13 protein-coding genes are annotated in these 13718 nt (G+C 62.6%); 6 read left to right on the top strand and 7 right to left on the bottom strand.

Features of this window, described 5'->3' with window-relative positions:
* Positions 1-447: 447 nt before the first annotated feature.
* On the bottom strand, positions 448-1344 hold the full coding sequence (locus tag AB4Y77_RS05940; protein WP_442013271.1) for a LysR family transcriptional regulator: 897 nt from the start codon (positions 1342-1344) through the stop codon (positions 448-450).
* A gap of 177 nt (positions 1345-1521) precedes the next feature.
* On the opposite strand from AB4Y77_RS05940, the gene AB4Y77_RS05935 reads away from it, so the two are divergent.
* From AB4Y77_RS05935 to AB4Y77_RS05925, 3 genes are read left to right on the top strand one after another with little or no spacing between them, the layout of a single operon-like run.
* Entirely contained in the window at positions 1522-2928 is a 1407-nt protein-coding gene (locus tag AB4Y77_RS05935) for a nucleobase:cation symporter-2 family protein (protein ID WP_442013270.1), read from the top strand.
* A complete protein-coding gene (locus AB4Y77_RS05930) occupies positions 2925-4292 on the top strand; it encodes an amidohydrolase family protein (protein WP_442013269.1) in 1368 nt (455 codons plus the stop codon). Before AB4Y77_RS05935 ends, AB4Y77_RS05930 begins: the two co-directional genes overlap by 4 nt.
* A 27-nt stretch (positions 4293-4319) precedes the next feature.
* Positions 4320-4835, top strand: coding sequence for a nucleoside deaminase (locus AB4Y77_RS05925; protein WP_442013268.1), 516 nt, complete (start codon positions 4320-4322; stop codon positions 4833-4835).
* Positions 4836-4883: 48 nt separating this feature from the next.
* Here AB4Y77_RS05925 and AB4Y77_RS05920 read toward each other — a convergent pair whose 3' ends face one another.
* The 4 genes from AB4Y77_RS05920 to AB4Y77_RS05905 form a co-directional block, all read right to left on the bottom strand.
* Positions 4884-5921: a VOC family protein gene (locus AB4Y77_RS05920; protein ID WP_442013267.1), complete on the bottom strand. Its 1038-nt coding sequence runs from the start codon at positions 5919-5921 to the stop codon at positions 4884-4886.
* A gap of 157 nt (positions 5922-6078) precedes the next feature.
* Positions 6079-6456 carry a hypothetical protein gene (locus AB4Y77_RS05915; protein ID WP_442013266.1) on the bottom strand — a complete coding sequence of 126 codons (378 nt, stop codon included), beginning with the start codon at positions 6454-6456 and terminating at the stop codon, positions 6079-6081.
* On the bottom strand, positions 6453-6863 hold the full coding sequence (locus tag AB4Y77_RS05910; protein ID WP_442013265.1) for a J domain-containing protein: 411 nt from the start codon (positions 6861-6863) through the stop codon (positions 6453-6455). The genes AB4Y77_RS05915 and AB4Y77_RS05910 overlap by 4 nt, the downstream gene beginning before the upstream one ends.
* A 222-nt stretch (positions 6864-7085) precedes the next feature.
* Entirely contained in the window at positions 7086-7508 is a 423-nt protein-coding gene (locus tag AB4Y77_RS05905) for an Hsp20/alpha crystallin family protein (protein ID WP_311214512.1), read from the bottom strand.
* Between the two features lie 143 nt (positions 7509-7651).
* On the opposite strand from AB4Y77_RS05905, the gene AB4Y77_RS05900 reads away from it, so the two are divergent.
* Complete coding sequence (locus AB4Y77_RS05900) at positions 7652-8083, top strand: MerR family transcriptional regulator (protein ID WP_442013264.1); 432 nt, start codon at positions 7652-7654, stop codon at positions 8081-8083.
* 108 nt (positions 8084-8191) lie between these two features.
* Here the strand turns inward: AB4Y77_RS05900 and AB4Y77_RS05895 are convergent, their stop codons facing one another.
* Complete coding sequence (locus AB4Y77_RS05895; RefSeq protein ID WP_442013263.1) at positions 8192-8797, bottom strand: hypothetical protein; 606 nt, start codon at positions 8795-8797, stop codon at positions 8192-8194.
* Positions 8798-9100: 303 nt separating this feature from the next.
* Positions 9101-10987 (bottom strand): FG-GAP-like repeat-containing protein, encoded by a 1887-nt coding sequence (locus AB4Y77_RS05890; protein WP_442013262.1) that lies wholly within the window; start codon positions 10985-10987, stop codon positions 9101-9103.
* A gap of 157 nt (positions 10988-11144) precedes the next feature.
* Here AB4Y77_RS05890 and AB4Y77_RS05885 point away from each other — a divergent pair, with 157 nt between their 5' ends.
* Both AB4Y77_RS05885 and AB4Y77_RS05880 read left to right on the top strand, forming a co-directional pair.
* Positions 11145-12311, top strand: a complete 1167-nt coding sequence (locus AB4Y77_RS05885) for a glycosyltransferase family 4 protein (protein WP_442013261.1) — start codon at positions 11145-11147, stop codon at positions 12309-12311.
* On the top strand, positions 12308-13702 hold the full coding sequence (locus AB4Y77_RS05880) for a UDP-glucose dehydrogenase family protein (protein WP_442013260.1): 1395 nt from the start codon (positions 12308-12310) through the stop codon (positions 13700-13702). The genes AB4Y77_RS05885 and AB4Y77_RS05880 overlap by 4 nt, the downstream gene beginning before the upstream one ends.
* Positions 13703-13718 lie beyond the last annotated feature (16 nt).

Below are 13718 nucleotides of genomic sequence, written 5' to 3'. Positions count from 1 at the left end.
GTACGACGGCGGGCGGCCGGGTTCCGCGCATGCCCACCCCACCACCACCGCCGAGGGGCGACATCTCGGCACTTTGGGCCTGCTTAGCGCCTCCCTCTCCCGCCGAGGAGCGACATCTCGGCACTTTGGGGCTCGCTTAGTCCCGACAGCTAACCCCTCGCGAAGAAAAGTACGACGGCGGGCGGCCCGGTTCCGCGCATGCCCACCCCACCACCACCGCCGAGGGGCGACATCTCGGCACTTTGGGGCTCGCTTGTTCCCGAAAGCTAACCCCTCGGAAAGATAAGTACGACGGCGGGCGGCCGGGTTCCGTGCATGCCCACCCCCGCCGAGGGGCGACGTCTCGGCACTTTGGAGCTCGCTTAGTCCCGAGAGCTAACCCCTCGCGAAGAAAGTACGACGGCGGGCACGTCACCAAGGCGGCAGCAGCTCGGGTGTTGCGCAGACCTAGGCCGGCCGCTCCGACACGATGTGCGATGCCAAGCGGTTACGCAGCCACAGCTCCGGTTCGGTTGGCTTGTGCTCAAGGGAGTAGAGCAGGTCCACACCTACCAGCCAGTCCGTGTGCTGGTATGCCTCTAGGCGGAGTTCCACCAATTCCCCGCTGGCCAGCTCTTGAACGATGAACTGCCTTGGAACGGTCGCCCACCCAAGACCGGCCCGGGTGAGTTCTACCAGCGGGCCGTAGTCAAAGATCTGCCACATCTGCGCGTTTCGCAGGTACTCACCCGTTGGATGGACATTGGCCTGATCGGCGTAGACCAAGCGCCGATGCTCCCGCAGATCCTCGAAGCTCACCAGATCGCGTCGCGCCAAGGGGTGCTCCCGGTGTGCCACATGCACCAAGATCAGGTTGCCCAAACGCCGAAAGGCAAGGGACCTGGGGTAGTTGGGGAGCGTGAAGCACACACCCATGGCTGTGGACCCGGCCAGTACGTAGTCGCTGATCGGACGTTGATCGGCCGGGTTCTGCACCACCAGATTGACGTGGGGGAACTGGGCCCCGAACTCCTGCAGCGGCTGCGAAATCATTCGCAAGGGAACGTTGACGCTGATGGTCATCGTGAGGGCCGTTCCCGCGGCGAAAGCGTCCGCTTGCAGTTCAAACGCCTTGGCACGTTCAATCACTGTTCGGGCATCCAGCGCCAGGCGCTGCCCAGCTTCCGTGACGGTGGGGATCCGGGTCGATCGGTCAAAGAGTTCCACTCCAATCTCGATCTCCAGTTGGGCGATTGCCCCCGACAGGGCTGACTGCGACCTGCCGAGCCGGCGGGCCGCCGCAGAAAAAGTCCCAGCCTCGCAGACGGTGACAAACGCTTCCAAGCGGTCCAGGGAGATATTCACGTCCACCTCTTCTATCGGAAAAACCGATGATAACCAGCTTGGCGCATCGGGAATATCGCAACTACGCTCCCCATTATGACGCAGACCACACCCGGTGACCTCGGGCTACAAGCTGCGACCATTCCCCAAACAGTCACGCACTTCAGCTGCAATGCACTCCCCACTGATGGAGTTTCCATGTCGTCAAAGACAATCCCCCACCGCCGTCCGGAGGACGAAAAGCTCAGCTTCGGACGAACACTGCTCTACGGTCTGCAACACATGCTCACTATGTACGGCAGCCTCATCGCCACACCTTTGGTCATCGCAGGCGCCGCCGGGCTTTCACCGGCCGAAAGCGGCTCTCTGATCACGGCATCCCTGCTCATGGGCGGCATCGCCACCCTCATTCAATCGCTGGGCATCCCCTTCTTCGGTTCACAGCTGCCGCTCGTTCAAGGTGTTTCATTTGCCGGAGTGGCCACCATGATCGTCATCATCAATGGAGGTGGAGGGCTTCCAGAGATATTCGGTGCCGTCATAGCGGCCTCCGCGATCGGCCTGGTGGTGGCACCGTTCTTCGCCCAGGTTGTCCGCTTCTTTCCGCCAGTGGTGACGGGCACGGTCATTACCACCATTGGCCTCACCCTCATGCCGGTCGCGGCGAACTGGGCCATGGGCGGCAACGCAGTAAGCACCGATTACGGCTCTGTAGACAACATCGGCCTGGCTGGGTTCACGCTCCTGATTGTGCTGCTGCTGTCTAAAGCAGGAGCCGGAATCGTCTCGCGCCTGTCCATACTGCTGGCGATGGTCCTCGGCACCATCGTCGCGTTGATCCTGGGTAAAACCGACTTCTCCGGGGTTGGCGATGGACCGATTTTCGCCTTTCCCATGCCCTTCGCCTTCGGTGCACCCGTTTTCGAAGTCGCAGGCATCATCGCCATGCTCATCGTCGTTTTGGTTACCCTGACCGAAACCACAGCAGACATCCTCGCCGTAGGACAGATCGTCGATACCAAGATCGATCGCAAGCGCATTGCTGATGGCCTGCGAGCGGATATGGCCTCCTCCATCATCTCGCCGATCTTTGGTTCATTTACGCAGACTGCATTTGCGCAGAATGTTGGACTCGTGGCCATCACGGGCATTAAATCCCGGTACGCAGTCGCCGCCAGCGGCGGCCTTCTAGTGGTCCTCGGTCTGCTGCCCATCCTCGGTCGGGTGGTGGCAGCAGTCCCGACGCCGGTCATCGGCGGTGCCGCTGTGGTTCTCTTCGGCACCATCGTGGCCGCTGGCATCCGCACGCTCTCAAAGGTGGACTATTCGAATTCGATGAACTTCATCGTGATGTCCGCTTCGATCGGCTTTGGCATGATCCCCATCGTGTCTCCCGGGTTTTACGACCAGTTCCCAGGCTGGTTTGCCATCATCTTCGGCTCTGGCATCAGCTCGGCCGCGATTCTGGCGATCGCTCTCAACATCCTTTTCAATCACGTCAAAATCGGGACGCCGCCGAACCCGTCCGTGTCTGCCCGGGGCACCGAGCACTTGGCGATGGACCACAACAATGAACTCACTGACAAGAAATCGGAGAAATCATGAAGACCACCATCTACCTGGCGGACCTCGTTCTGACCATGAATTCGGCCCGCGAAGTCGTTCCTTCGGGTGCCATCGCTGTTCAGGGCCAAAGAATTATCAAGGTGGGAGCCGGCCTCGATCTTGTCGCTGCCAATCCGGAGGCGAATGTCGTGAACCTGACCGGGCACGTGCTGATGCCCGGCCTCGTAAATTCCCACCACCATTCCGGCGTCCTCCGCGGCACTGCTGAGCACCTTCCGGTCTGGGAATGGCTGCGGCTTCACATCGACCCGATGCATCGTGTACTCCGGCCTGATGAGGCTGAGGCCGCTGCCTGGCTCTGTTATGCCGAGGGCCTCCTCTCCGGGACCACCACCGTCATCGACATGTGGCGATACATGGATGGCAGCGCTCGCGCCGCATCCGCCCTCGGCAACCGTCTGGTCAGTGTCAACTACGTGGGCGCGCATCCCGACCACGATTACTTCGACACGTTGGATGACAACGAGCGCATGCTGCGCGAATGGACGGGCGCCGCCGGTGGACGAATCACGCCGTGGGTGGGTCTTGAGCACCTGTTCTACGCTGACACGGCGGGCCGATCGCGTGCCATGGATCTTGCCCGCGAGTATGACACCGGCATTTACATGCACTGCTCCGAGTCGCAGGTGGAACTGCAGCAGTGGGACCGCGAGTTTGGCTTGCGCCCCATGATGGCCTTGGAGAAACTTGGATTCTTCGACGTTCCGCGGACCATGATCGCCCACGCTGTGTGGCTCGACAACGAGGAAGTCAGTCTGATCGCGGACAGAGGTGTGGGTGTCTCCCACAACCCCGTCAGCAACATGAAGCTCGCCAGCGGGATGGCGCCGGTGGCAGAGATGCTCGCGGCCGGCGTCAATGTGGGTATCGGCACGGACGGTGAGAAGGAGAACAACAATCTGGACATGTTCGAGGAAATGAAGGTGGCATCACTCCTGGGCAAACTGCGTGCCATGGATGCTGCCGCCATGGACTCCTGGACTGTTCTCGAAATGGCCACGACTGGGGGTGCTCGGGCGATCGGGCAGGCCGAGCACATCGGCTCCCTTGAACCCGGCAAACAAGCAGACTTCATTGCGGTGCGCACTGGAACTCCCCGAACGACGCCCTTCATTACCGAGGGCCCGTATGCCAACGTCCATCACAACCTCGTCCATGCGGTCCGCGGCAGCGACGTCACCACCACCGTGGTGGCCGGCGAAGTGGTGGTTCGTGATGGCCGCTTGTGCAACGCTGACCTCAGCGAAATTATTGACCGAGCTGCGGCGACCGTGCCGGGACTGTTCGCGCGGCGTCGTGAGTATCTCGACCGCGTCGGCGAGCCCCACGGCCTCTTCGTCTAATCCACACCAAGAGAAAAAGGTTTAGAAGTGATAAGCACTGAATACACCGGCACGTCCGGCCCGGTCAGCTCCGAACGGGACCTGGACTTCCTGCGCCAGGCCATAGCCCTTTCCCAGCAAGTCAAGGCTGAGGGCCGGCATCCATTCGGCGCCGTGGTGGTGGACGAACGTGGCACGGTGGTCAGCTCCAAGGGAAACAACTCCATGCCGCCGGAAGGCGACCCGACCCAGCACGCCGAACTCCGGGCTGCGGCGGAAGCATTTCGGAAGCTCAGCCCCGACCAACTGGCGCGATCAACGCTCTACTCGAGCGCGGAACCGTGTGCAATGTGCGCCGGAGCCGTCTATTGGACAGGAATCGGGCGGGTGGTCTACGGCCTCAGCGAGGAATCACTGCTGGGCATTACAGGCGACAACCCCGAAAACCCCACGCTCTCCCTTCCCTGTCGCGAAGTCTTCAGCCGCGGTCAGCGCCACATCTCCGTAGTGGGCCCTCTCCTTGAGGACGAAGCTGCTGAACCTCACAGGGACTTCTGGCAATAACCCCTAGGGTTAGCTCTCGGCACTTTGGAGCTCTCATACTGCCGAGAGCTAACCCCTCGCGAAGAAGTCCACACCCGACACATATTCCATGGCCTCCACGAACTTCGGATCGCCCATCCGCGCGTAAGCCTCCTCTTCGTTGAGCTCGGCGACCCGGCAGTGGATCCACCATAGATTCCCAAACGGATCCCGAACGCGGCCCACTTTTTCTCCCCAGAACATCTCCGTCATGTTCGTAACCGCTGTGGCACCGGCGGCGAGTGAGGCGGCGAAGGAGGCGTCGCCGTCGTCGACGTAAACGCGGAGGAAAGCCGGAGTCGGAGGCCAATCGGGGCGGGAGTCGAAGGCGAGGATGTTCGAGTCACCGATCTTCGCTTCAGCGTGCCCGATCGACCCATCCTCCATCGGGACACGGAACGCCTCCTTGGCGCCGAACGCGGCCGTGATGAAATCGAGGAGTTCCGGGGTGCTGCGCGAGATGATCCAGGGCTCAACGGATCGATATCCTGCCGGGATGGCAAGGACTCCTTCGGAGCGTGTCACCGCAGTCATCGCCTTGACCTCATCCGGGACCGGCGCATCCGGCTGACCGGTCATATGCCGTCGGAGGGATTCGACCGCGTATTCCATTCCTGCATCGTATTCCGGGGCATCCCAGCGGCGGGCTGCTTCGTCGTCAGAGACGTCCTCCATGTGCGACATGATCCACCAGACGTTCCCCAGCGGGTCCTGGATCCGGGCGCCACGGTCACCCCAGGCGCTGTTGTCGAGGACCGAAACCGCGGTGGCACCCGCGGCGAGGGCGGCGTGGAAGGCGGCATCGGCGTCGTGCGTGTAAAGGCGAAGGTACGACGGCGTGACGGGCCAGTGCGGTCGGCTGTCGAAAGCGAGGACTACTGAATCGCCGATCCGGGTCTCCGCATGCCCGATTGTCCCGTCCTCGCCGACAACGCGGTCGATCTCCTCCGCGCCGAACGCCGCTGTGAGGAACTCGAACAATGCGTTTGTGTCGCGGGTGATGAGCCAAGGACTGACGCTGGAATAGCCGGTAGGGACTGTGCTGATGCTCGGGCTTGTCGCGGTCATGACTGTGTCCTCTTCGTCGGGAGTTCAGTACTTTCAGGCTACGACTCATTGAGGTCAGGAACCGTCCGCAATTGTGACTCCATCCGCGCCGAGGGGCGACGTCCGGCACTTTGAGGCGTTCTTACTGCCGAAAGCCAACCCCTCAAGTGCGCGCCCGCTAGATCTGGGGTCCGTAGATGAACTCCTTCGCGTGGTTGACAGCCTTCTTGAAGGCGTCGTTCCTGAGCGTCACCTGCTCCCCTCTGGCCCCGGTACTGGGTTCCATAAACGTGGTGGGGCCGGGCCGGAGCATCCAGATGTCCCCAGCTGGCGGCAGGTAAAACACGCCGAAGGAGCGATGCTCGGGGTCGTCGGTCCAGATGGGCACCACGGCAACCGCAGCGCCGGTGTCCGGGTTGATCCACTGGGCTCGGGGCATCGGCTGTTCGTGGACCTCGGGGTCCAGGAATGGGGCTGTTCCCCTCCCCCAGCGTTTCTCCAACCGTTCGTAGAACGCGGGAATGATGTGGCCGTCGTAGGGACGCCAGGCACTCATGAATGGCTCCTTGGTGTTCTGGGGATTCGCGACGAAGGTTCCCAACGGGTTGGACTAAACGACAACGGCGGCTGCACCCGGTCCCCCTCGGCAGACGCAGCCGAAGGGGCACGTTCGCTCCGGTGAACCCTTACCTTCACCGGCGTTCCGGGCACCCGGACGGGTATGCCCGAGCGCGCACGATCGTAAGCCGCCCGCTTCGCTGGGTCCGACAAAACGACGTACGCCTGCATGATGGCGTGCAGTTCCTGGAGGTCGGCCACGGAGGTGGTGTCGCCGTCGTCGACCTTTTGGCGTGTGTCCGGGTGGTGGGTCCGAAGCAGCGTGCGGTAGGCGCGCGTGATCTCGCGGGTCGTCGCGTCCGGCGAGACGTGGAGAGTGGCGTAGTGGTCAGGTTGGGTGCTCACTGCTGGTTCCGGTTTCTGCTGCGGATTTGGAGATGGCCCCCGGCTGAACCGGGGGCCATCACTCGGGAGACGACGTCGGGGGCCGCTTTTATGTGCGCTAATAAACGCTGTGACGTGGCGCGAAGCCTGCGCCCAACTATCCGCTGCGGCCGCTCCGTCGTTCCCGGTCCGGCGTCCGCTGGTCAGCCACCCCCGGGTGAGCCTTCCAGCGGACGGACGGGATCAGGCGTTAATTTCCTGCCTCTGCCCGTTGGAGGTGATTTCGATGCGGCGTGGCTTGGCCTTCTCGGCGACGGGGATCCGGAGAGTCAGGACACCGGCGTCGTAGTGGGCCTGGATGCCATCGGTATCGAGGGTGTCGCCCAGGATGAGTTGCCGGCTGAAGACGCCTTGAGGGCGTTCGGCGGCGATCATCTCGGTGTTCTCGCCCGCGGGCGACTTGCGCTCGGCCTTGACCGTGAGGACGTTCCGTTCAACATCCAGATCCACAGTCTCTGGATCGACCCCTGGCAAGTCGAAGGCTACAACGAATTGTCCGTCCTCCTGCCATGCATCCATCGGCATTCCGGCCGGGCGTGCTGTTGTGCCAAAAACCTGTTGGGCGAGCCTGTCGAATTCGCGGAACGGGTCAGTGCGCATCAGCATGTGGTTCTCACTCCTTTGATCTAGATGCTGATTCTGTTGTTCGTACCAGTCCTTCCGATCTGTGGTGGCTGGTATAGATTTTTTATAACACCAGTGAGAGAGTGGATGCAAGTATTTTTTCGGAAGATTTTTGGAGGGCTTTGATGGCAGCTTCGGATAGCGCGATTGCTGCTGAAGAGTACGACGGCGGACTGGCTGCTTCCCCGGCGGACGGCACCTCCGACAGTGGCCGGGACGCTCGCGGAGTCTATGCAATCTCGGTGGCGGCGGAACTCGTTGGCACGGGGCAGCAGAACATCAGGCAGTACGAGCGCAAAGGGCTGGTCACCCCGGAAAGGACCGACGGCGGTACCCGGCGCTACAGCGAGGACGACCTCACGACCCTTCGCAGGATCGGGGTGCTCCTGCATGAGGGGCTGAACCTGGCCGGGGTGAAGCTGGTGCTCGAGTTGGAGGTGGAGAACCGGGGGCTGACGGAGGACAACCGCGGGCTGGTTGACCACAACCGGGAGTTGCGGGCTGACAACAAGGGGCTGCGGAAGGATCTGAAGCGGGCCCGGGGTGGGGAACTCTAATAAGGCGCCTGCACAGTGGCCATTCGCGCACTAGAACGTGGCCGTCCCCCGAAGTGCGGCCACGTTCTAGTGCGAGTCAACTTGGGATTCTTTTGTTGCAACCTCGTGCTAGAAGGTCCATTCCCAACCGGTGCTACCGGACGTGAGGTGACTCTTAAAGATCAGTGTTCCGTGAGACTCAGGCACGTCCAGCGCAATTTTTCCGGTCACCTTCTCTGCGGGGCCAATACCCCGGCCGTTCTGGCTAATGCTCTCTTCGTCGGCCAAGCACATGTAAGCCCCTTGCGTGTTGAGGTCCCCGTTGAAGGTCGTCCCGTTTGTGCCGACGAATTTGAACATTCCGGCGTTCATGTCGAACTCGGAGTAACCCCCGCTGGGGTCAGCTAAAGCAGGGAAAGTCTCAATCGAGACGTCTAGGACTACAACGTGACCGTTCACCACTGGTTGCGGGTATGGGCCGGTGCAGGGAGCATCCGGCGTAATCGAATTGACGGTGAAGTTGACAATGCGCTCTGTGTCTTTGTTAGTAATTCCGGCCGACTTACCGACTTCTTTGATGAAGTTGCCCCGAGGCGACTTATCTGCAGCGGCCGTGGCACTCGGCGTAGTTGGAACCAAAGGTTCGACTGAAACGCTGGCGGCAGGGCTTGTGCTTGCTCCAGCGCAAGCAGAAAGGCTCAGTCCCAATGCAGCGGTCACAACCAGGACTGACATAGATCTTGTATTCATTTTTATAAACCCCATATGGTGCATGATGCGAATGATGTCTCGATATTCTCATGGGAGACGACTGGCAAATGACAGGCCGCGTGAATGTGACGAAATCCGATCGTTGGTACGGTGCCCGGTATATAGGGGCGACAATGCGCCAAAAGATTGCCGCCTACGTGTATTAACACCTAGAGGTGACAATGCGTCATATCGTCTGGATAGGTGCAGCAGGTCACTAAGAGATGTAGAAGGATGACGGGCCGCCTAGTTATGATGACAACGCTGACCGCCGATTGTTATGCACCCCTAAAGAATCGCCGTCATCCCGCCCCACCCCGTGCCAACGCGGGAAGCAGAAGGCCACGCCGAACCACCGGCACCGGAATACAGCCACAGCTCGCCGGCCGCGTTCCGCGCGAGGATGTCGGCTCGCCCGTCGCCGTCGAAATCGCCCGGGCCCACCAGGGAGTTCATGCCGTTCCACCCTTGGCCGGTGGCTTGTCGGGGCAGCCATCCGCTGATTCCAGTGGGCGGGTAGAGCCACAGGGTTCCCGCGCTGTCCCGGGCCACCAGGTCCGTAACGCCGTCGCCGTTGAAGTCATCAGCGCCGGTGATCTCAGACATGCCCGACCATCCGGACCCGACCCACATCCGAGGCAGCCAGCCGCCGTGGCCGTCGCCACGGTAGACCCACAGAGCGCCACCGCGGTCGCGGGCCACGACGTCACCAAAGCCATCGCCGAAGAAGTTGATGGGCTCGATGGCGCTCATTCCTTCCCAGCCGCTGCCCACCAGCACACGGGTTCCGAACCCGCCGGCACCGTTGCCGGGGTAGAACCACAGCAGTCCACCGCCGTCGCGGGCCATGACGTCGGCGGTGCCGTCGCCGTTGAAGTCGCCGGGGGCAACAAGAGCGTTCATGACGTTCCAGCCCTGCCCCGCTTGGACCCGCTGGAGCCATCCGCCGGACCCATTGCCGGGGTACAGCCACAGGACACCGGCAGCATCGCGAGCCAGCACGTCCGCGGCGCCATCACCGTTGAAGTCATTCTTGAGCGGGGCCGGTACAGTGCCGTCGATGACGGCGACGGAGGCGCTGCTGTTGTTGGCGACATAGACCTTGCCCGTCGCGGGGTTGACCGCGGCACCCAATGGATCTTGCCCCGTGAACACTGCTGATGCGGAGTTGTCACCATCAACCACGGTGACGCCCCGGCCGCTTAGCAACGCGTAAGCCTTGTTCCCGGCTGCGTTGACCACAATGTCCTTGATCCGGGACGGCGTTCTGAGCTCAGCTACTTGAGTTTGCGTGGCCCCGCTGATGACGTGCACAAACCCGTCAACGCCATCGCTGTCTCCAGCAACATAGACGGTGTTGGTCACAGGATTCACGGCCAGCTTGCCAACAAAGTTGTCGGTGGGAATCGCTGCCGTAACGGTGTCGGTCACACCATCGATCACGCGAACGCCCGCACCGTATCTCCCGAGCGTGGTGAAGTAGATCTTGTTGGTAGCCTCATTGATTGCCAGGTCAAGGATGCCGCCGGCTCCGATGGTGATGGTCGAGGTCACCACCCCGCCCGTCCCCAGGACACGGATGGTTCCACCGGACAGGATGTAGACCTTGCCGGTGGTCGTGTTCACAGCGATGTCCTGCGCACCCGCAGCGAGTGCCACCGATGAAGTTGTCAGGGCCGCGCCGTCGATCACTGTCACGCCGCTTTTGACGCCGACGTACGTCTTGTTGGTCACCGGGTTCACTGCCACTACCCCTGGGGAAGCGCCTACAGGCACCGATGTCACTGCTCTGGTGGCGCCGTCAACCACGGCCACAGCTCCGCCGATCTCGCTGACGTAAACCTTGTTGGTTGTTGGGTTCACGGCGACGTCCACGGGCATGTCACCTGTGTAGAGCTGACCGTCGGAGCTTCCGCCTGCCAGCACCTGAACTCCGTCGGATGAGACCACGTAGGCCTTGTTCGTCAGGGGGTTCACAGCGATTCGCCCCGGGCGTTCACCGACGGGCACGATGTCCGTAACAGCATCAGCCGCGGCCGGCGAGAGTGGCGAACCAACGGTTCCCAGCAACAGAGCCAGGCCCAAGCCGACGGCGACTGACCCCGCCGCTGCCCGACGCCGTCGTCGTACGTTTACTCCCCCAAGCGCGCGCGAACTATCCCCAGCAGCAACCATGGCAAAACCCCCAGAACTTTCGACGCCCAGCACGTCGGATACCGGAAGTCTACGCGGGCGCTCAGACAAAACAGAGAACCACCTGTTAACCAACTCTTCCTCTACAGGCCACCCGTTCTAACCCGCCCCGCCAACCGCCGCGACCACCGTGGAAGGCGTGAGGATCGCAATCGTCGCCGAATCATTCCTGCCATTGATGAATGGGGTAACCCACTCCATCCTGCGGGTGCTGGAGCATCTGCAGGAGCGCGGGGATGAGGTGATGGTGATCGCGCCGTCGACGTCGGACACTGATGTTTCGAGCGTCGAGAAGGGTGCCTATGTGCACCGGCTTCCTTCGGTGCCCCTGGCCGGTTACACGAATGTGCGGGTTGCGTTGGGTGGTGTGAATCGGGTCAAGCGAATCCTTGCCGATTTCTCCCCCGACGTCGTTCATCTCGCTTCCCCATTCGTCCTCGGCTGGCGCGCCGTGCAGGCCGCCCACCAACTCGGCATCCCGACCGTGGCGATCTACCAAACCGAGGTCCCCAGCTACGCCGCCCGCTATGGCGTGCCCTTCCTGGAGAACTGGGCTTGGAACCGCGTGGACAACATCCACCTCCTGGCCACCCGAACGCTTGTGCCGTCCACGTTCGCGCTGAATCAGTTGCGCGGACGCGGCATCCTGCGCGTGGACATGTGGCGTCGGGGTGTGGATACCGCGCGCTTCAACCCCGCTAAACGTTCGACGGCGTGGCGCAGCTCAGTGGCGCCCGACGGTCACCGGATCATCGGCTACGTCGGCCGGCTCGCCGTGGAGAAACAGGTGGAGGATCTTGCCGTGCTGGCAGATCTGCCCAACACGAAGCTGGTGATCGTCGGTGACGGCCCGCAGCGCGCGGCCCTTGAAGCTGCGCTGCCGGACGCTGTATTTACGGGTTTCCTCGGCGGGGATGCACTGGCCGAGGCGGTCGCGGGCTTTGACCTTTTTGTTCATCCCGGAGAGTTCGAGACCTTCTGCCAGACCATCCAGGAAGCCATGGCATCGGGCGTTCCCGTGGTGGCGACCGGCCGCGGCGGGCCCTTGGACTTGGTCGAAAACTCCCGCACCGGCTGGCTCTACGAGCCCGGAAACCTCCCCCAGTTGCGTAGCTATGTACAGGACTTGATGGGCGACGACGCAAAGCGCCGCGCGTTCGCAACGGCAGCAACCGCCTCGGTCCAGGGGCGGACGTGGCCTGTGCTCAGCGCCGACCTGGTCCGGCATTACACCGAAGTCATCGCCTCCTTCTCCCGCGAAAGCGGGCCCACAGAACTCACTTCAAGCAAAGGACCCTCCTCATGAAGATTTCCGTGATCGGCTGCGGCTACCTCGGCGCAGTCCATGCAGCAACGCTCGCTTCGATGGGCCACAGTGTGGTGGGCATCGACGTCGATTCCTCCAAGGTTGAACAGCTCAACAAAGCCGTAGCGCCCTTCCATGAGCCCGGTTTGGACGAGCTCCTCCAGGACGGTCGCACCACTGGACGCCTTGTGTTCACCACCGATTTCTCCGCCGCCGCCGAGGCCCAGGTGCACTTCCTCTGCGTGGGTACCCCGCAGTCCAAGACCTCCGACACGGCCGACCTCTCCTACCTGATGGGCGCTACGAAGAGCCTCCTCCCGCACTTGGCCAAGGGTGCCGCCGTCGTGGGTAAATCGACAGTGCCGGTAGGCACGGTGGAAACGCTCCGCGCGGTTCTGGCCCGACGCTCGGACGTGTTACTCGGCTGGAACCCTGAATTCCTGCGCCAGGGCACGGCAGTGAAGGATTCTCTGGTTCCCGACCGGCTTGTTTACGGCGTCCCCGGCGGCAAGGGCGCCGCTGCCGGCGCACCGATCACCGCGGTGCTGGATGCCGTGTACGAGCCGCTGATCAGCGCCGGCATCCCGCGGCTCGTCTGCAACTTCGCGACGGCGGAACTGATCAAGTCGGCGTCGAACGCGTTCCTGGCCACCAAGGTCAGCTTCATCAACGCGATGGCCGAGCTGTGCGACGCGTCGGGCGCTGACGTGAGCGAACTCAGCGAAGCGATGGGCCTGGACCCGCGCATCGGCAACCGATACCTGCACGCCGGGCTGGGGTTTGGCGGCGGCTGCCTGCCCAAGGACATCCGGTCGTTCCGCGCACAGGCACGCGAACTTTCAGTCCCGTCCGTGGATGAGTGGATGGCCCTGGTTGATTCGGTGAATCTGGACCAGCGTTCCCGCGCGGTGGAGGTGGCCCGCGAGATGTGCCGCGGCTTCCTGTCCGGCCGCACGGTGACCATCCTCGGCGCAGCCTTCAAACCCGACACCGACGACATCCGCGACTCCCCCGCCCTGGACGTCGCCCAGCAACTCGCCGCCGCGGGCGCACACGTCACCGTTACCGACCCCAAGGCCATCAACAACGCCTGGATCCGCTACCCGCAAATCCGCTTCGAAGCCGACACCAAACGCGCCCTCGAAGGCGCCGAACTGGTGCTGCTGCTCACCGAATGGGACGAATACGTCTTGCTGTCCCCTTCCGTTGTGGGGTCGCTCGTACGACGCCGGATGGTGCTGGACGCTCGCAACGTCCTGGACGCTGAGGCCTGGCGGAGTGCGGGGTGGACGGTCCGCGGGCTGGGGACGGGGGCTTCGGTTGTTGGTGCGGAGCGGGGCGAGGGTGCCGCTGCGACGCGTGCCGGCGGGAAGAAGCACGCGCGGGCGTAAGCGGCTGGAGCTGCTT

The sequence above is a fragment of the Paenarthrobacter sp. YAF11_1 genome (assembly GCF_052113445.1).
GTDB lineage: Bacteria > Actinomycetota > Actinomycetes > Actinomycetales > Micrococcaceae > Arthrobacter.
This window is presented reverse-complemented; position numbering and strand designations above follow the sequence as displayed.